14 protein-coding genes are annotated in these 17192 nt (G+C 72.9%); 5 read left to right on the top strand and 9 right to left on the bottom strand.

Annotated elements, in window-relative coordinates; translation table 11 throughout:
- Positions 1–79 precede the first annotated feature (79 nt).
- On the top strand, positions 80–1720 hold the full coding sequence (locus tag B0B14_RS16015) for a glycoside hydrolase family 6 protein (protein ID WP_076683787.1): 1641 nt from the start codon (positions 80–82) through the stop codon (positions 1718–1720).
- 178 nt (positions 1721–1898) lie between these two features.
- Here the strand turns inward: B0B14_RS16015 and B0B14_RS16010 are convergent, their stop codons facing one another.
- Positions 1899–3413, bottom strand: coding sequence for a DEAD/DEAH box helicase (locus tag B0B14_RS16010; protein WP_083710679.1), 1515 nt, complete (start codon positions 3411–3413; stop codon positions 1899–1901).
- A 282-nt stretch (positions 3414–3695) separates the two neighbouring features.
- Between B0B14_RS16010 and B0B14_RS16005 the strand changes: the two genes are divergently transcribed.
- The 3 genes from B0B14_RS16005 (at position 3696) to B0B14_RS15995 (ending at position 6764) form a co-directional block, all read left to right on the top strand.
- Positions 3696–4745 (top strand): lipoate-protein ligase LplAB, encoded by a 1050-nt coding sequence (locus B0B14_RS16005; RefSeq protein ID WP_076683785.1) that lies wholly within the window; start codon positions 3696–3698, stop codon positions 4743–4745.
- A 68-nt stretch (positions 4746–4813) separates the two neighbouring features.
- Positions 4814–5719, top strand: a complete 906-nt coding sequence (locus B0B14_RS16000; RefSeq protein WP_076683843.1) for a DNA-methyltransferase — start codon at positions 4814–4816, stop codon at positions 5717–5719.
- A gap of 58 nt (positions 5720–5777) precedes the next feature.
- Positions 5778–6764, top strand: coding sequence for an LLM class F420-dependent oxidoreductase (locus B0B14_RS15995; protein ID WP_076683783.1), 987 nt, complete (start codon positions 5778–5780; stop codon positions 6762–6764).
- 46 nt (positions 6765–6810) lie between these two features.
- On the opposite strand, the gene B0B14_RS15990 is transcribed toward B0B14_RS15995, so the two are convergent.
- The 5 genes from B0B14_RS15990 to galT form a co-directional block, all read right to left on the bottom strand.
- Positions 6811–8307: a carboxylesterase/lipase family protein gene (locus B0B14_RS15990; RefSeq protein WP_076683781.1), complete on the bottom strand. Its 1497-nt coding sequence runs from the start codon at positions 8305–8307 to the stop codon at positions 6811–6813.
- Positions 8304–9002: a YdcF family protein gene (locus B0B14_RS15985; protein ID WP_256714431.1), complete on the bottom strand. Its 699-nt coding sequence runs from the start codon at positions 9000–9002 to the stop codon at positions 8304–8306. The genes B0B14_RS15990 and B0B14_RS15985 overlap by 4 nt, the downstream gene beginning before the upstream one ends.
- Before the next feature lie 41 nt (positions 9003–9043).
- On the bottom strand, positions 9044–9880 hold the full coding sequence (locus B0B14_RS15980) for an alpha/beta fold hydrolase (protein ID WP_076683779.1): 837 nt from the start codon (positions 9878–9880) through the stop codon (positions 9044–9046).
- Positions 9881–9989: 109 nt separating this feature from the next.
- Complete coding sequence (gene galK / locus B0B14_RS15975) at positions 9990–11165, bottom strand: galactokinase (RefSeq protein WP_076683777.1); 1176 nt, start codon at positions 11163–11165, stop codon at positions 9990–9992.
- Positions 11162–12388 (bottom strand): galactose-1-phosphate uridylyltransferase, encoded by a 1227-nt coding sequence (gene galT, locus B0B14_RS15970; RefSeq protein WP_076683774.1) that lies wholly within the window; start codon positions 12386–12388, stop codon positions 11162–11164. The genes galK and galT overlap by 4 nt, the downstream gene beginning before the upstream one ends.
- Before the next feature lie 167 nt (positions 12389–12555).
- On the opposite strand from galT, the gene B0B14_RS15965 reads away from it, so the two are divergent.
- A complete protein-coding gene (locus B0B14_RS15965; protein WP_076683839.1) occupies positions 12556–13536 on the top strand; it encodes a LacI family DNA-binding transcriptional regulator in 981 nt (326 codons plus the stop codon).
- Between the two features lie 186 nt (positions 13537–13722).
- Here the strand turns inward: B0B14_RS15965 and B0B14_RS15960 are convergent, their stop codons facing one another.
- The 3 genes from B0B14_RS15960 to B0B14_RS15950 are packed head-to-tail and all read right to left on the bottom strand — an operon-like array spanning position 13723 to position 17182.
- Positions 13723–15180: an aldehyde dehydrogenase (NADP(+)) gene (locus B0B14_RS15960; protein ID WP_076683771.1), complete on the bottom strand. Its 1458-nt coding sequence runs from the start codon at positions 15178–15180 to the stop codon at positions 13723–13725.
- A 17-nt stretch (positions 15181–15197) separates the two neighbouring features.
- On the bottom strand, positions 15198–16277 hold the full coding sequence (locus B0B14_RS15955) for a mandelate racemase/muconate lactonizing enzyme family protein (protein WP_076683770.1): 1080 nt from the start codon (positions 16275–16277) through the stop codon (positions 15198–15200).
- Complete coding sequence (locus B0B14_RS15950; RefSeq protein ID WP_076683769.1) at positions 16274–17182, bottom strand: 5-dehydro-4-deoxyglucarate dehydratase; 909 nt, start codon at positions 17180–17182, stop codon at positions 16274–16276. Before B0B14_RS15950 ends, B0B14_RS15955 begins: the two co-directional genes overlap by 4 nt.
- Between the last annotated feature and the right edge of the window lie 10 nt (positions 17183–17192).

Here is a 17192-nt window from a genome sequence, read left to right as displayed (position 1 = left end):
GCCAGGGGAATCGGACCCGCGGCCGCCTCCGAACCGACGACGACGTCGGCTCGGTCGATGACGACCCCGGAGGAAGCGCATGTCCCCCCGATCCCCCCGCCCACGCCTGCTGCGACGCGGCGCGCTGGCAGCCGCCGTGCTGCTGACGGCCGCCGTCGCCGTCCCCCTCGGCGCCTCCGCGGCATCCGCCGAAGAGCCCGGACTCCCCGGCGCGCAGCTGTACGCCAACCCCCTGAACACGACGCTCGAGGCCGCGCAGAAGCTCTCCGGACAAGCGCGGGCCGACGCCCAGCTGCTGGGCAGCATCCCCTCGGCGGACTGGTTCACCAAGGGCACCCCCGCCGAGGTCACGGCGGCCGTCGACGAGGTCGTGACCGCCGCGGCCAAGTCGGGCAAGATGCCCGTCCTCGTCGCGTACAACCTGCCGTTCCGCGACTGCGCGCAGTACTCCGCGGGCGGCGCCGCCGACACCGCGTCGTACGCGGCATGGATCGACGCCTTCGCCGCCGGTATCGGCGACCGGGCCGCAACGGTGATCCTCGAGCCCGACGGCGTCGGGATCATCCCTCACTACACGACCCTCGACGGCAACCTCGAGTGGTGCCAGCCGGCGGAACTGGATGCCGCGACGGCCGCATCCGATCGCTACACGCAGCTCAACCACGCCGTCGACGCGCTCAAGGCGGGTGCGCAGACGTCGGTGTACCTCGACGGCACCGGCGCCGCGTGGCTCAACGTGGGCGAGGTGTCGGACCGCCTCCTCAAGGCGGGCGTCGCCCGCGCCGACGGCTTCTACCTGAACGCGTCGAACTACCAGTTCACGGTGAACTCCACGTTCTTCGGAACGTGGATCTCGCAGTGCATCGCCTACGCGACGGTCGTGCGCACGTACGCACCCGGAGCGCCCGGGGCCCCCGGCGCCTTCGGCGACTGCGGCAACCAGTACTGGAACGGCGGGCCCGCGACGGGCTGGGTCGGCGACGCGATGTCGCAGTACGCCGAATGGACCACCGATCCCGCGGCGCCGATCCAGGTCAGCACGGCGGGCGTCGACTCGCGGTACGCGTCGATCCTCGGCGGCGTCGAACCCACGACGCACTTCGTGATCGACACGAGCCGCAACGGTCTCGGGCCGTGGCAGTACCCCGCCGGGGTCTATCCGGCGCACGAGGACTGGTGCAACCCTCCCGGTCGCGCCCTCGGCGCGCTGCCGACCACGTCGACGGGCACGCCGCTGGTCGACGCGCACCTGTGGATCAAGGTCCCGGGCGAGTCCGACGGCAAGTGCTACCGCGGCACGGCGGGTCCGCTCGACCCGGCCCGCGGCATCGAGGATCCGGCGGCGGGACAGTGGTTCGCCGTGCAGGCCCGTGAGCTCATCTCGCTCGCCTCGCCGGCGCTGGCGCCCCTGGCCTGCGACGTGCGTGTCGTGGGGACGAAGGTCGGATCGGGCTTCATCGCGGCGATCACCGTGGAGAACCGCGGCGCGACCACGCTGCGGCCGTGGACGCTGGCGTGGACCTTCGGCGGCACGCAGAAGGTCACCCGCGTCGTCGGCGGCTCGTACACGCAGTCGGGCGCCGACGTCACCGTGACGGGACCGAAGGCACTCGGCACCCTCGCCCCCGGCAAGAAGACCGCGTTCGTGGTGACGGGCAAGGGGGCGGCGGACACCCCGTGGCAGTTCCGTCTGGCCGGCACCGCCTGCTCGTCGCGCTGACCCCCCCGGAGCGGAGGCGGCGGGTGCCCTCGCACCCGCCCCCTCTGCTCGTGGATGGCGCTCTCGGACCGTCTCCCGCCGCCCGCCTGCGCGCGTCGCGCCCGGAGCCCGGCCGACGGCGAAGGGGCAGGCTTCCGTGGTGGAAGCCTGCCCCTTCGTCGATGCGTGGTGCGGAGGATCAGCCGCGCGCGCGGCGGTTCGGGGTGCGCGACCCGCGCTGGATGTCACTCACGGTGCTGCCCGTGGTGAACCGCTGGGCTGCCGAGCGCTGCGCGGGCGCCTGGCCGTTGCGGGCGGCTCCCGACGACTGCCCGCCGCGCCCCTTCGAGCCCGACGACTGGCCGCCGCGGCCCTTCGCGCCGCCCGCGGCACGAGCCTGACGCTCACGGCTCTCGGTCGAGTCGCTGTCGCGGGTCACGCGGGGCTTGTTGCGGGGCTGCTGGCCGGGGCCGGCGGTGGCCTTCTTGCGTGCCGGGCGCTGCTCGTGAGCCTGCACGGGAGCGGGCGTGACGTGATCGGCCGGGCGGCCGACGAGGGTCGACACGGCGGAGCCGTTCGCCTCGACGGGCTCGAGCGCGACGTCGATCTTCGCCATGCGGAGGAGGTCCTTCACGTCGCGGCGCTGCGCGTCGAGCGCGACCGTCACGACGACGCCCTCGGCGCCGGCACGGGCCGTGCGGCCCGAGCGGTGCAGGTACGCCTTGTGCTCCATGGGCGGGTCGACGTGCACGACCAGCTCGACGTCGTCGACGTGCACGCCGCGCGCGGCGACGTCGGTGGCGACGAGCACGCGGACGCCACCGGCATCCGGAGCCGCGCTGAACGCCGCGAGGTTGCGGTCGCGGGCGTTCTGCGACAGGTTGCCGTGCAGATCGACCGACGGGATGCCTGCGGCGGTGAGCTGCTTCGCGAGCTTCTTGGCCTGGTGCTTCGTGCGGGTGAAGAGGATGCGACGTCCGCGGCCCGACGCGAGGTGCTTGACCAGCGCGGTCTTCTCGTCGGTGCCGGGGACGACGAACACGCGGTGCGTCATGACGCCCTGCGGCACGCTGGACTCGTCGACCTCGTGGCGCACCTCTTCGCGGAGGAAGCGCTTGACGAGCACGTCGACGCCGCGGTCGAGGGTCGCGCTGAACAGCATCCGCTGTCCGCCCTGGGGGGTCGCCGCGAGGATGCGCGTCACGCCGGGGAGGAAGCCGAGGTCGGCCATGTGGTCGGCCTCGTCGAGGATCGAGATCTCGACGGCGGAGAGGTCGATGACCTTCTGCTTCATGAGGTCTTCGAGGCGTCCGGGGCAGGCCACGACGATGTCGACGCCCGCGCGGAGCGCCTGTTCCTGCGGCTTCTGGCTGACGCCGCCGAAGATCGTGGTGACGGTGAGGCCGGTGGCCTTGGCGAGCGGCGCGATGACGGCCGCGATCTGCGTGGCCAGCTCACGGGTGGGGGCGAGCACGAGGCCCCGGGGGCGTCCGGGCGTGCGGCGGGCAGCCGACGCGTTGGAGAGTCGGGCGACCATCGGCAGGGAGAACGCGAGGGTCTTGCCGGAGCCCGTGCGGCCGCGGCCGAGCACGTCGCGGCCGGCGAGGGCGTCGGGGAGCGTGTCGCGCTGGATGGCGAACGCCTCCGTCTTGCCCTCTGCGGCAAGGATCGAAGCGAGCTTCTCGGGCACGCCGAGAGAAAGGAAGGAAGACATGGAGGTGCTTTCGGAAGAGCGCACAGGCGGGCACGGTGCCCGGCCGCGGATGCGGAGTGCGGAAGAGTGGCGACGGCGCGGATTCGCGCATCGGTTCGCCGTTCGAAAAGAGTCACGGCGGGTGCCGGAAGCGTATCGACGACGCAACGGCTCAGGTGGCCGCTCACCCACCCTAGCAGTCCGGCGGCGAGCAGCCTGAGCGCCCGCCGGGTGCCCGTGCTCTCCCGCGGTGCCGCGGACGAGAACGGACCGGCCGCGTGCCCCGCGGAATAGGCTGAGGCCATGCACGGTGAGTACAAGGTTCCGGGCGGCAAGCTCGTCGTCGTCGATCTCGAGGTGCGGGACGGGCGGATCGCGGACTTCCACCTCGCGGGCGACTTCTTCCTCGAGCCCGATGACGCCCTCGCCGACATCGACGCGGCCGTGACCGGTCTGGCGGTCGAATCCGACGTGCCGACGATCGCCGCCGCGGTGCGCGCGGCGCTCCCCGAGGGAGCGCAGCTGCTGGGCTTCACGCCCGAGTCGGTCGGCACCGCCGTGCGCCGGGCGCTGATCACGGCGCCCGGGTGGCGCGACTTCTCGTGGGAGGTCGTGCACGACCGTCCGGTCTCGCCGCGCATGAACCTGGCGCTCGACGAGGTTCTCACCACCAGAGTCGGCGACGGGCGCCGCAACCCGACGCTGCGGCTGTGGGAGTGGGATGAGTCGGCCGTCGTGATCGGGTCGTTCCAGTCGCTGCGCAACGAGGTCGACCCCGAGGGCGCGGCCCGTCACGGGTTCGACGTCGTGCGACGCATCTCCGGAGGCGGCGCGATGCTCATGGCGGCGAACTCGATCGTGACGTACTCGCTGTACGTTCCGGCATCCCTCGTGTCGGGCATGACGTTCGCCGACTCGTACGCGTTCCTCGACGACTGGGTGCTGCACGCCCTGCGCTCGCTCGGCATCGAGGCGACCTACCAGCCGCTCAACGACATCGCTTCGCCCTCGGGGAAGATCGGCGGGGCGGCGCAGAAGCGCCTGGCCAACGGCGGAGTGCTCCACCACGCCACCCTCAGCTACGACATGGACGGCCAGGTCATGTCCGAGGTGCTGCGCATCGGCCGCGAGAAGCTCAGCGACAAGGGCACGGTGTCGGCGGCGAAGCGCGTCGATCCGCTGCGCAGCCAGACCGGCCTCCCGCGCGAGGCGATCATCGACCGCTTCATCGAGACGTTCTCGACCCTGTACGGCGCCGTGCCCGGCACGATCTCCGACGAGGAGTACGCCGAGGCCGAAGCCCTCGTCGCGTCGAAGTTCGGTTCCGACGCGTGGCTGCACCGCGTTCCGTGACCTCCCCCGAGCCTGCTCCGGTCCCTGAGCCTGCTCCGGTCCCTGAGCCGGTCGAAGGGTCGGTCGAGATCCACGAGGGCGACAACCTGTCCGTCATCCGGTCGTTCCCGGATGCCTCGTTCACCCTGATCTACCTCGATCCGCCGTTCAACACGGGCCGCCCGCAGGAGCGCGCGATCGAGACCGCGCGCCCCACGCCCCGGCTCGCCGACCACGACCCCTCCGCGACGGAGTCTCGCGCACCGGAGGACGCTCCCGCGCTCGGCGACGACGGCGCGGCGCGGCGCGGCGTCGTGCGGCGGGGGTTCCACGGGCGCGAGTACGAACGCCTGCGGGGCGACCTGCGCGTGTACGACGACCGTTTCGACGACTACTGGGGGTTCCTCGAGCCCCGGCTCGAAGAGGCCTGGCGGCTCCTCGCCGACGACGGCACGCTGTACCTGCACCTCGACTACCGCGAGGCCCACTACGCGAAGGTCCTCCTCGACGCGCTCTTCGGGCGCGACCGGTTCCTCAACGAGCTCATCTGGGCCTACGACTACGGCGCGAAGACGCGCAAGCGCTGGCCGACCAAGCACGACACGATCCTCGTGTACGTCAAGGATCCGAACCGGTACTGGTTCGACTCGGATGCCGTGGACCGGGAGCCCTACATGGCTCCGGGGCTCGTCCCTCCCGAGAAGGCCGCGCGCGGGAAGCTTCCCACCGACGTGTGGTGGCACACGATCGTGCCGACGACCGGCCGCGAGAAGACCGGGTATCCGACGCAGAAGCCCGAAGGCGTCCTGCGCCGCATCGTGCAGGCCTCGAGCCGCCCCGGCGACCGAGTCCTCGACTTCTTCGCCGGCAGCGGCACGACCGGCGCCGTCGCTGCGGCGCTCGGGCGCCACGCCGTGCTCGTCGACGCCAACCCCGAGGCGATCGCCGTGATGCGGCGGCGCATGCCGGCGGCATCCGTCGTCGCGCACGACTGACGGCGCGAGCACGGCGTCGACCGGGCGCAGGGCCCCCACGCGTCGTAGGCTGACGTTCATGCGCTTCGGAAACTTCATCCCCCAAGGCTGGCGATTCGACCTCGTCGGCATCGAGCCCTCCGACCAGTGGCGCGTCATGCGCGAACTCGCCCAGCGCGCCGACGAAGGCCCGTGGGAGTCGATCTGGGTCTACGACCACTTCCACACCACGCCGGTGCCCAGCCAGGAGGCGACGCACGAGGCCTGGACCCTCATGGCGGCGTTCGCCGCGGCGACCGACCGCGTGCGCCTCGGTCAGATGTGCACCTGCATGGGGTACCGCAACCCGGCTTATCTCGCGAAGGTCGCCGCGACCGTCGACATCATCTCGGGAGGACGCGCCGAGATGGGCATCGGCGGCGGGTGGTACGAGCACGAGTGGAACGCGTACGGGTACGGCTTCCCGGCGATCGGCGACCGGCTCGGGATGCTCCGCGAAGGCGTCGAGATCTTCCGGCAGGCGTGGACGACCGGCAGCGCGACGCTCGACGGGAAGTACTACCAGGTCGACGGTGCGATCGTGCAGCCGCAGCCCCTCCAGGAGGGCGGCATCCCGATGTGGATCGCCGGCGGCGGCGAGAAGGTGACCCTCAAGGTCGCGGCGAAGTACGCGGCGTACACGAACTTCGCCGGCACGCTCGAGGAGTTCGCGCACAAGCGCGACGTGCTGCACGGGCACTGCGACGCGCTCGGTCGCGACCGGTCGGAGATCACCCTCTCGGCCAACTTCAACACGATCGTCGCCGAGACGGAGTCCGAGGCGCGCGAGCGCCTCGCCGCGGTGATCGCCCGCCTCACGCCCCACGTGGGCGAGGAGCGCGCAGCGGGGATCGAGAAGGACTACCTCGCCTCCGACGGATTCGGCACGCCCGAGCAGATCGTGGAGAAGCTCCGCGCCCGCGCCGACCTCGGTCTCGGGTATGCGATCCACTACTTCCCCGAGCACGCGTACGACCGCTCGGGCATCGATCTGTTCGAGCGCGAGGTCATCCCCGCCCTGAGCTGACCCTTCGACAGGCTCCGGGACCGACGGGCTCAGGGACCGGTGAGGCTCAGGCGCCGGTGACGAGGGCGCGCACTTCGGCGTAGCCGTCGGAGGAGATGTCGGGGCGGGACGCCTCGCCCCCGAACACCCTCGTGGTGCCCGGCGCCGTCGACCACGGCCGCCAGCCGGGGTCGCCGTCGCGCACGAACGCGGCGGCGGCTCCGTGGACCGCGGCGGCGAGTCGGCGCGGCGGCGCCTCGCCGGCGAGCTCGCGCACTCCTGCGGCGTCCAGGCAGTCGAACCAGAACGGCACGTCGAGGCAGTGCAGCGACCACCCTCTCGCGGGCGACACCCATGCGAAGCGGTAGACCCAGGTCGGCGCATCGCCGCGTGCCTCGGCCACGCGCACCACGGTGGAGCGGAACACCCGGTCGGTGACGTACCGGCCGAGCACCGCCGCGGTGCCCTTGCGGCGCTGCGCCGCGTTCGCCTCGAGGTACGCGGTCCGCGCATCGCCGTCGAAGCGCAGCCGCCCGAGGGCGACCGCGGCCGGGATGAGGCGGAGCGCGTTCTTGGCGGCATCCGTCGTCATCGTGAACTCGTCGTCGGTCGCGCCCAGCACGAGCGGCTTGCCGGCGCCGACACCCGCGCGCAGCGCGTCGAGCGTGGGCTGCGGCAGGAGATCGCCGTCGATGGTCGGCCCCCAGGGCAGACCGTCCTCGAGGATGGCGTGCACGGCGGCGAGCGGATGCTTCGAGGGAGCGGAGGCCGCGGCCTCCTGCAGCTCGAGCAGCCGCCCCTCGGGCACGGAGGCGAACCCGGCTCGGCTCGGCGCGACACCGGCGAGGGCGGCGAGCTTGGCCGACGACGTGCGGGCGCGTTCGCGCGGCACGTCGCCGATCGCCGCGGACAGAGCCCACGCCGCATGGAAGAGGTGCTGGGCCGCCGGCATCCCGAGGAGCGTCAGCACCGCTCCGCCGCCGGCGGACTGCCCGGCGATCGTGACGCGGCCAGGGTCGCCGCCGAACGCCGCGATGTTCTCCTGCACCCATTCGAGGGCGGCAAGCCAGTCGCGCACGCCGCGGTTGCTCGGCGCCCCGGCGATGTGACCGAAGCCGTCGAACCCCAGGCGGTACGAGATCGAGACCGTGACGACGCCGTCACGGTTGAACGCCCGGCCGTCGTACCACGGGCTGGCCGGGGAGCCCGCCGTGAAGCCGCCCCCGTGGATCCAGACGAGGACGGGGAGCGCGGCATCCGACCCGCCCGGAGCGGGGGTGAACACGTTGACGTTGAGCGTCGCATCGCCGGGCACGGACGGCTCGGGGATGAGCGTGTCTCCCGTGTCGCCGCGCTGGGCGGTCGCGCCGTAGGCCAGCGCGTCGTGGACGTCGTCCCAGGGCTCCGGAGCGACCGGAGCGGCGAAGCGGAGCTCGCCGACGGGTGCCTGTGCGAACGGGATGCCGAGGAACGCGGCCGATGCGCCCGGGGCGCCCGGGGTGCCGCGCCATGCGCCGCGCACCCGGCCCGACGAGATCGACACGATCGGTGCATCGGGGGTCATGCGGTGTCCTTCCGGAGGAGCGTCGGCGCACCGATCGTACGGGCATGCCTGCGGTGCGTCGAGGACGGCGGGTCAGCGGCGGTCTCCGCCCCCGACGTCGCGGCGCGGCCCGCGACCCAGTCGTAGAACGTGAGGGCGAGGCGCAGGGGTCCGAGCTCGAGCAGCACGTGGTCGCGGGTGGGGGCGAGGCGCTCCCACAGGGCGGGATCGAGCGCGCGCAGGTACCCCCGCGCGCGCAGCGCATGGTGCGTGTTCGACGCGATGCGGATCGTGCGCGCGTCGCGCAGCCAGGGCATCCCGAATGCGAGGTTCTCACGGGTCGAGGTCGCGAGCGGCTCGATCGCGACGTTGCGATGAGGGATGCCGAGCCGCGACATCCCGTAGTCGGCCATCAGCTCGGCCTCGGGTCGCTCGCCCCGCACGGCGCCGCCCGAGAAGACGAACAGCGCCGTCGCCGGGTCGGCTGAGCGCGCCGCGATGCGCGTGCGCCACTTCTGCACGGCGTTGAGACGCCCGCTCGCGGTGGAGCGGAATCCGAGCACGAGCACGACGTCGCGCCCACCGGGCGGTCCCGGCCGCGTCGCCGCGGGGTAGTGGCGACGCGACGCGCGCCACGCCTGCCACTCCCCGAAGGCCAGGAGCGCGACCCCGGCCGCGCCCGCCGCCAGGACGTTGGCGCGCGGCATCCGGAGCATGCCGCGAGCCTACGCGGCGGGCCGCGCGACCCGTCCCGCGCTCAGTCCTTCACGAAGGCCAGCAGGGCGGCGTTGACCTCGTCGGCGTGGGTCAGCAGCATCCCGTGCGGCGCCCCCTCGATCTCGACGTACTCGGCGTCGGGCAGCAGCTTCGAGAAGCGGCGCCCCGTGACGTCGATCGGGAGGATGTTGTCGGCGGTGCCGTGCACGATGAGCGTCGGCACCGTGATCGAGGGGATGTCGCCGCGGAAGTCGGTAGGCCAGGTCAGGGGCGCGGCGGCCAGCGCGACGTTGCCCGCCTGGTTCGCGACCTGCACGCTGGCATCGAGGGCCTCCTGCGAGATGCGGCTGCCGAGGTTCTGGTCGAGGTTGTAGAAGTCCTTATAGAACCCGGTCAGGAACGCGAAGCGGTCCTTCTTGACGGCCGCGCTCGTCTCGTCGAAGAACGATTGCGGACCGGCGCCCTCGGGGTTGTCGTCGGTCTTCAGCAGGTACGGTTCGAGCGATCCGAGGAACGCGGCCTTCGCGATGCGGCCGGCACCGTAGCGGGAGAGGTAGCGCGCGATCTCTCCGGTGCCCATCGAGAAGCCCACGAGGATCGCGTCCTGCAGATCGAGGTCTTCGATCAGGGCGTGCAGATCGGCCGCGAACGTGTCGTAGTCGTAACCCGACCCCGCCTTCGATGACGCGCCGAAGCCCCGTCGGTCGTACGCGATCACGCGGAATCCCGCATCGAGCAGCGCATCCGCCTGCTTGCCCCACGACTCTCCGTTGAGCGGGAAGCCGTGGATCAGCACGACGGGCTGCCCGTCGCCCTGGTCGGTGTAGAACAGTTCGATGTCGGCCGAGTTCTCGGTTCCGACGGTGATGTAGGCCACGTGCACTCCCTTGCGGATCGGATGCCTCGGGGTCGCCCCGGGCGCACCTTCGACGCTAGGCGGCCGTGCGGCATCGGCCAAGGGGGTTGCGCGCGATGGCGGTCCTCGGTCAGCCGTCGCGGCGGGCGCCCTCCGACGGCGTCACCGTGAAGATGTGCGGTGCGGCGAAGCCGGCGTCGTCGAACGCGGCGGTCACGGCATCCGTCACCGTCTTCTTCGACGTGCGCCGCACCACCGCGATCGCGGCGCCGCCGAAGCCGCCGCCGGTCATGCGCGCGCCGATCGCACCGGCGGCGAGGGAGGCCTCGACCGCCGTGTCGAGCTCGGGCACCGAGATCTCGAAGTCGTCGCGCATCGACGCATGCGAGGCGACGAGCAGGTCGCCGATCGCGAGGGGCCCCTCGGCGGCGAGCACGTCGATCGTGTCGAGCACGCGCTGGTTCTCGGTGACGACGTGCCGTACACGGCGGAAGGTGACGTCGTCCATGAGCTCGCGCGCCCGGTCGAGGTCGGCGACCGAGAGGTCGCGCAGTGCGGTGACGCCCATGATCCCGGCGCCGAGCTCGCAGGAGGCGCGGCGCTCGCCGTAGCCGCCGGTCGCATGCGAGTGCTTCACGCCCGTGTCGATCACGAGGAGCTCGAGGCCGGCCTTCGCGAAGCCCAGGTCGACCGACCGGGTCTCGAGGGATCGGCAGTCGAGGAAGGTCGCGGCGTCGGCTCGGCCGAGCATCGAGGCCATCTGGTCCATGATGCCCGTCGGGGCGCCGACGGCCAGGTTCTCGGCCGTGCGGCCGATCCGGGCGAGCGCGGTGCGGTCGAGGCCGAGACCCCACGTCTCGTTGAGGGCCGTCGCGGTCGCGCCCTCGATCGCCGCGGACGACGACAGCCCGGCGCCGACGGGAACGTCGCTTGCGAACGCGAGGTCGACGCCGACCGGCGGGGTGGCGCCCGTGGCGTTCAGGAGCGCCCAGGCCACGCCGAGCGGATAGCGCGCCCACTCCGGCACGGCCTCGCGGTCGTCGGGGAAGATCGCCGCCAGATCGGCGATCTCGACCTCGACGGGGACGGGATCGAACGTCGACACGACGCGGATGCGCGCATCGTCCCGCCGGCCGAGTGCGACATGCGTGCGGTGCTCGATCGCGAACGGCAGCACGAACCCGTCGTTGTAGTCGGTGTGCTCGCCGATGAGGTTCACGCGGCCGGGGGCCGACCACAGTCCGGTCGGCTCGGTCGACGTGAGCTCGGTGAACAGGGCGAACGCCTCGCCTGCGGGGGTGGTCACCGTGCGTCTCCTTCGGATGCGGTCGTCTGGTCGGTCTCGGCTGCCGGGTCCGGGATGGACTCGACGGCGGCGCGGAGGCGTGCGGCGGCGGTCTCGGGCGGGATCTCGGCCGCCCACGCCCCCATGGCTGCCTCGGACCCCGCGAGGAACTTCAGCTTGTCGGCGGCGCGGCGCGGGCTCGTGAGCTCGAGGCGCATCCGCACGGTGTCGCGCCCGACGCCGACGGGGGCCTGGTGCCACGCGGCGATGTAGGCCGTCGGAGTGTCGTAGAGCGCGTCGACGCCGCGCAGCAGCCGCAGGTAGAGCGGAGCGAGCTCGTCGCGTTCGGCGTCGTTCAGCGCGGCGAAGTCGGGCACGTGCCGGTGCGGCATCAGGTGCACCTCGATCGGCCAGCGCGCCGCGAACGGCACGAACGCGGTCCAGTGCTCGCCCCGGAGGATCACTCGTTCGCCGGCCTGCTCGAATTCGAGGATGCGCTGGAACAGGTCGGGCCCGGTGCGCGCGATGCTCTCGAGCAGGCGTGTGGTGCGGGGCGTGACGTAGGGGTACGCGTAGATCTGGCCGTGCGGGTGGGGGAGCGTGACGCCGATGGCCTCTCCGCGGTTCTCGAACGGGAAGACCTGCTGGATGCCGGGCAGCGCCGACAGCGCGGCCGTGCGGTCGGCCCAGGCCTCGATCACCGTGCGGGCGCGCGTGACGCTCTGCGTGCCGAACGAGCCGGAGTGCTCGGGGCTGAAGCACACGACTTCGCAGCGGCCCACCGATGTGCGGGTGCGGCCGAGGCCCAGGGCCGCGAGATCGTCGAGTCCCCGCGGCGCATCGGCGGCGGTCGGCGCCGTGCCGAGCGCCTCGGCGAGGGCGGGTCCGAACGCGGGCGACTTGTTCTCGAACACCGCGACGTCGTACCGCGACGGGATCTCCGACGGATTGGCCGGCGTCTGGGGAGCGAGCGGGTCGGCGTCGGCGCTGGGCAGCATGACACGGTTCTGCCGGTTGGCGGCGACGGTGATCCAGTCGCCCGTCAGCACGTCGAGCCGCATCGTCGCCGTCTCGGGGCGGGCGGCGAGATCGCGGGCGTCGACGGCGCGGTCGGGGCCGAGAGTCGTGTCGGGGTCGTCGTAGTACACGAGCTCACGACCGTCGGCGAGGCGCGTCGCGCGCTTCACGACACCAGCGCCCAGGGGCTCCGGGGTGACGACGGTGTCATCTGTAGGCGTGTTCACGTCAACACGGTACCGCGAAGGACGTGTTATCGTCAACACGCCGACAGAATCGACAGAGGGAGGGCGCCGTGGACCGAGACATACGTGCGCTCGAGCGTCTCGAACGGGAGGCGGCCCGCGCCGAGCGGCCCGAGCGTCGGCTCGTCGGCCCCGTCAAGCGCGTCTCCATGGCGGACGTCGCCGCGCTCGCCGGCGTCTCCGGCCAGACGGTCTCGCGAGTGGTCAACGACAGCCCGCGCGTCGATCCCGACACCCGCGCGCGCGTCGAAGCCGCGATGGAGCGTCTCGGGTATCGTCCGCACCGCGCGGCGCGCGCCCTCCGCACCGGCCGCACCCACACGATCGGCCTGGTCGCCGAGACGCTGGCGACCGTCGGCAACTCGCGCATGCTGCAGGCGGTGGCGGATGCCGCGTCGGCCCGCGGGTACGCGCTCACCGTCGTGACCCTCGGGGCGCCCGGCGACATCGCCGCCGCGTTCGAACGGCTGCGCGACCAGGGCGTCGACGGCGCGATCGTCCTGAACGAAGCCACGGTGCTGGCGCGCGGCGCCGCGGCGTCGGCCGATCTGGCCCTCGTGGTCGTCGATTCGCCGGCCGATCCGCGCTTCGGCGTCGTCGCCACCGACCACGCCGGGGGAGCACGGGCGGCGGTCGATCATCTGCTGTCGCTCGGGCATCCGGCCGTGCATCACCTCGCCGGTCCCGCGACCTCCTTCGCCGCCGCCGAGCGCGAGCGCGGATGGCGTGAGGCGCTCGCCGCGGCCGGGATCGCCGCCCCCGATGTGGTGCGCGGCGACTGGACGGCAGCGTCCGGTCGGGAGGCGGCATCCGCACTGGGCGCCGCTTCGGCGGTGTTCGCGGCGAACGATCAGATGGCGCTCGGCGTGCTGCACGCGCTGGCGGATGCCGGGCGGCGCGTGCCTGAAGACGTGAGCGTGGTCGGGTTCGACGATGTCGCGGATGCCGCGGACTACCGCCCTCCGCTCACGACCGTGCGGCAGGACTTCGACGAGCTCGGCGAACGCGCTGTCGCCACCGTGGTCGCCGCGATCGACGGGGGAGCAGAGTCCGGGCTCTCGACGGTGCCGACGCGGCTCGTCGTGCGCGAGAGCACCGCGATGTCGTCGGGGCCGAACCCGCCTCGGTGAGCGGCGCGCGGGGCATCCGGCAGTGCCGAAGTGGCGGCTTGTGTCGCCTCATCGCGGCTGATGCGACACCTCGCGCCACCTGAGCGCGGACAGCTTCCGCACGGTGGCGGGCTCGTGTCGCCTGCTCGTGCGGGATGCGGCATGCGCTGCCACATCGGAGCCCGAGGGGAGAGAGCGCGCCCGCGCTCAGTCCTGCGCGGGGACGCGCAGCACCCCGTTGCGGCGGTGCGGAAGCCCGGCGAGGGCGGCATCGCGGAGCACGAGAGGAAGCAGGCGCTCGGGCGCGTCCTGGAAGGCGATCGGGCGCAGGAACCGGCGGATCGCGGTGGCGCCCACCGAGGTGTGCAGCGACGTCGTCGCCGGCCACGGACCGCCGTGCTGCTGCGACCACGTCACGGCCACGCCCGTCGGCCAGCCCGTGAACAGCACGCGTCCTGCGCGGGCTTCGAGCAGCGCCAGGGTGTCGGCGACGTCATCGGATGCCTCGCTGTGCAGCGTCGCCGTCAGGCTGCCCGGCACGGCGCGGAGCCCCGCATGCAGTTCGGCGTCGGAGGCGTAGCGCACGAGCAGCGTGACGGGTCCGAAGACCTCCTCGAGCAGGGTCTCCGGACGCTCCGCGACAGCTGCCGCGTCCGTCGTCAGCACGATCGGCCGAGCCCCGTCGGGGCCGGCCGACCCGCGGGCGAGCTCGTCGACCGACGGGTCGGTGAGGAGGGCGTCGATCCCCGACGGGAACGCGTCGGTGATGCGGTCGGTGAGCAGTGCGCCTCCCGAGGTTTCCGCGACGGCGGCGGCGACGGATGCCTCGAACCCCGCGCCCGCCGGTACGAAGACCACGCCGGGCTTGGTGCAGAACTGACCGACGCCGAGGGTGAACGAACCCGCGAGCCCGCTCGCCAGCGCCTCGCCCCGCGCGGCGACCGCGGCAGGGGTGAGCACGACGGGGTTGACGCTGCCGAGCTCGCCGTAGAACGGGATCGGGTCAGGGCGTCCGTTCGCGAGGTCGAACAGTGCGCGCCCGCCCGACAGCGAGCCGGTGAAGCCGGCTGCCTGCACGACCGGATGCTGCACGAGGGCGTTGCCGGCCTCGCGCCCTTCGATCAGCTGCAGCGACCCGTCCGGCGCGCCGGCCGCGACGAGGGCGTTCGCGGCGATCTCCGCCGTGCGGCGCGACAGCTCCGGGTGCCCCGAGTGCGCCTTCACGATCACGGGTGCTCCGGCCGCGAGAGCCGAGGCGGTGTCTCCGCCGCACACCGAGAACGCGAACGGGAAGTTCGACGCCGAGAACACCGCCACGGGTCCGACGGGCACGAGCAGGCGTCGCAGCTCGGGGCGCGGCGGGGTCGCCGACGGATCCGCGTCGTCCACCGTCAGCTCGAGGTACGACGCTTCCTCGACGACGGTCGCGAACAGCCGCAGCTGACCGGTCGTGCGCCCGACCTCTCCGCGGAGGCGGGTCTCGCCGAGACGCGTCTCGCGGTCGGCGATCGGCACGAGTTCGTCGGCTGCCCCGTCGAGCGCGTCGGCCAGAGCGCGCAGCCAGCCCGTGCGGGTGGCGGCATCCGATGCCCGCCAGATCGGGAAGGCTGCGGCCGCGCGAGCGGTGATGGCGTCGAGCTCTGCGGTGCCGGTGGGGGTGACCATGGCGGTCCTTTCGAGGTTCACAGGAAGCGGATGCCGAGGCCGGCGTGCGCCTGCTCGGTGAGGCGTCCGTCGGCGATGGCGACGGGGGAGGGATCGCGGAGCGCGCCGAGGGAGCCGAACCCGGCATCCTCCACGTCCTCCACGAGCGGATCGCCCGCGAGTGCCAGCGCGAGCTGGCCGGAGAGCTCGGGCAGGAGATGCGGATGCAGCGCCGCACCGTGCGCGGTCGCGATGTCGGCGATGCGCAGGAACGGCGTGATGCCTCCCACCCGCACGACGTTGGGCTGCACGATGCGTGCGGCGCCGGCGCGCAGGAACTCGTCGAAGCGGTAGGCGGTGTGGAGGTTCTCGCCGACCGCGATCGGCACGTCGATGCGCCCGGCGAGCTCGGTGTGGCCGGCCAGGTCGTCGGCGCGCAGCGGCTCCTCGATCCAGGCGGGATGCACCGCGCTCAGCACCTCCATCGCAGAGGTCGCCCGATCCAGCGACCACCGCTGATTGGCATCGATCATGAGCTGACGATCCGGTCCGAGCACCTCGCGCACCGCCGTGAGGCGGTCGAGGTCCTCCGCGACATCCGGCTTGCCGACCTTGACCTTGACGGCGTCGAACCCGGCATCCACCCATCGCCGCACCTGCGCGACGAGCTCCTCCTGCGTGTAATGGAGGTTGACGCCCGAGCCGTAGGCGCGCACGGTGTCGCGGCGGCGGCCGAGCAGATCCGACACCGAGACGGATGCCGCGCGGGCCGCGGCATCCCAGAGCGCGAGGTCGAGTCCGGCGAGGGCGATCGACGTGATGCCGCCGCCGCCGGCTTCGTGCAGGTGAGCCCAGGTTTCGGGCCAGAGTGCCCTCGGGTCGGCCGCGCGCCCCACCGCGAACGTCGCGATGTCGTCCTGCGTGAGCGCGAGGACGGCGGATGCCCCGATCTGCGGCGTCCACGAGAAGCCCCACCCTTCGGCGCCGTCCGAGCGCTCGACGTGCGTCGCGATCACGCCGACCGAGGTCACGTCGGCACCCCACGGGCGCGTCAGCGGCACGCGCACGAGGCGCGCGTCGAACGCCGCGATCGTCGAGTCGCCGAAGTCGACGGTCACAGCAGCGCGCGTCCTGCCGCGAGGATCTCGGCGAGGCGCACTTCCTGGGCGGGTGTCGGATCGACGAGCGGGGCGCGCACCGAACCGACGGGCAGGCCGGACAGGCGCAGGCCCGCCTTGATGAGCGAGACGCCGAAGCCGGGTGTCTCGTCGCGGAGGGCGACGAGCGGGGCGTAGAACCCGTCGAGGAGCGCGAGTCGGCGGACCTCGTCGCCGTCGGAGTACGCGCGGTAGTAGGCGTTCGCGACCTCCGGGATCATCGCGAAGGCGGCCGACGAGTACAGGGGGATGCCGATGCCGCGGTATGCGGCCTGGGTGAGCTCCGCGGTCAGCAGTCCGTTGAAGAACGCGAAATCGGTGCGGCCCTCCTCGCGCACGGCGCGCACGGCGCGCACGATGAGCTGGGCGACGCCGACGTCTCCGACCCCGTCCTTGAATCCGACGACCTTCGGGTTCGCCGCGAGGCGGCGCATCGTGTCCGGGGCGAACTGCGCGTTCGCGCGGTGGTACACCACGACGGGGAGCGCGGATGCCGAGGCGATCGCCTCGACGTACGCCACGAGCCCGGCCTGCGGCCCGCCCACGAGATACGGCGGCAGCACCAGCAGCGCGTCCGCTCCGGCGTCGTCCGCCGCGCGGGCGACCTCGATCGCATGGCCGAGGGGTCCGCCGCAGCCCGCGACGACGGGCACCCGCCCGGCGACCGCGGCGACGGCCGTGCGCACGACGGCCCCGGCCTCGGCGGCCGACAGGGCGTGGAACTCGCCCGTCCCGCACGCCGGGAACACGCCGCCCGCTCCGGCGTCGACGCCGGACGCGACGTGCTGTGCGAGCAGATCGTGGTCGATGCGGCCGCTCTCATCGAACGGGGTCACGGGGAAGAACAGGATGCCGTCGAAGTGCATGCGCGGCCTT

This window comes from Microbacterium sp. RU33B, assembly GCF_900155915.1.
Taxonomy (GTDB): domain Bacteria; phylum Actinomycetota; class Actinomycetes; order Actinomycetales; family Microbacteriaceae; genus Microbacterium.
This window is presented reverse-complemented; position numbering and strand designations above follow the sequence as displayed.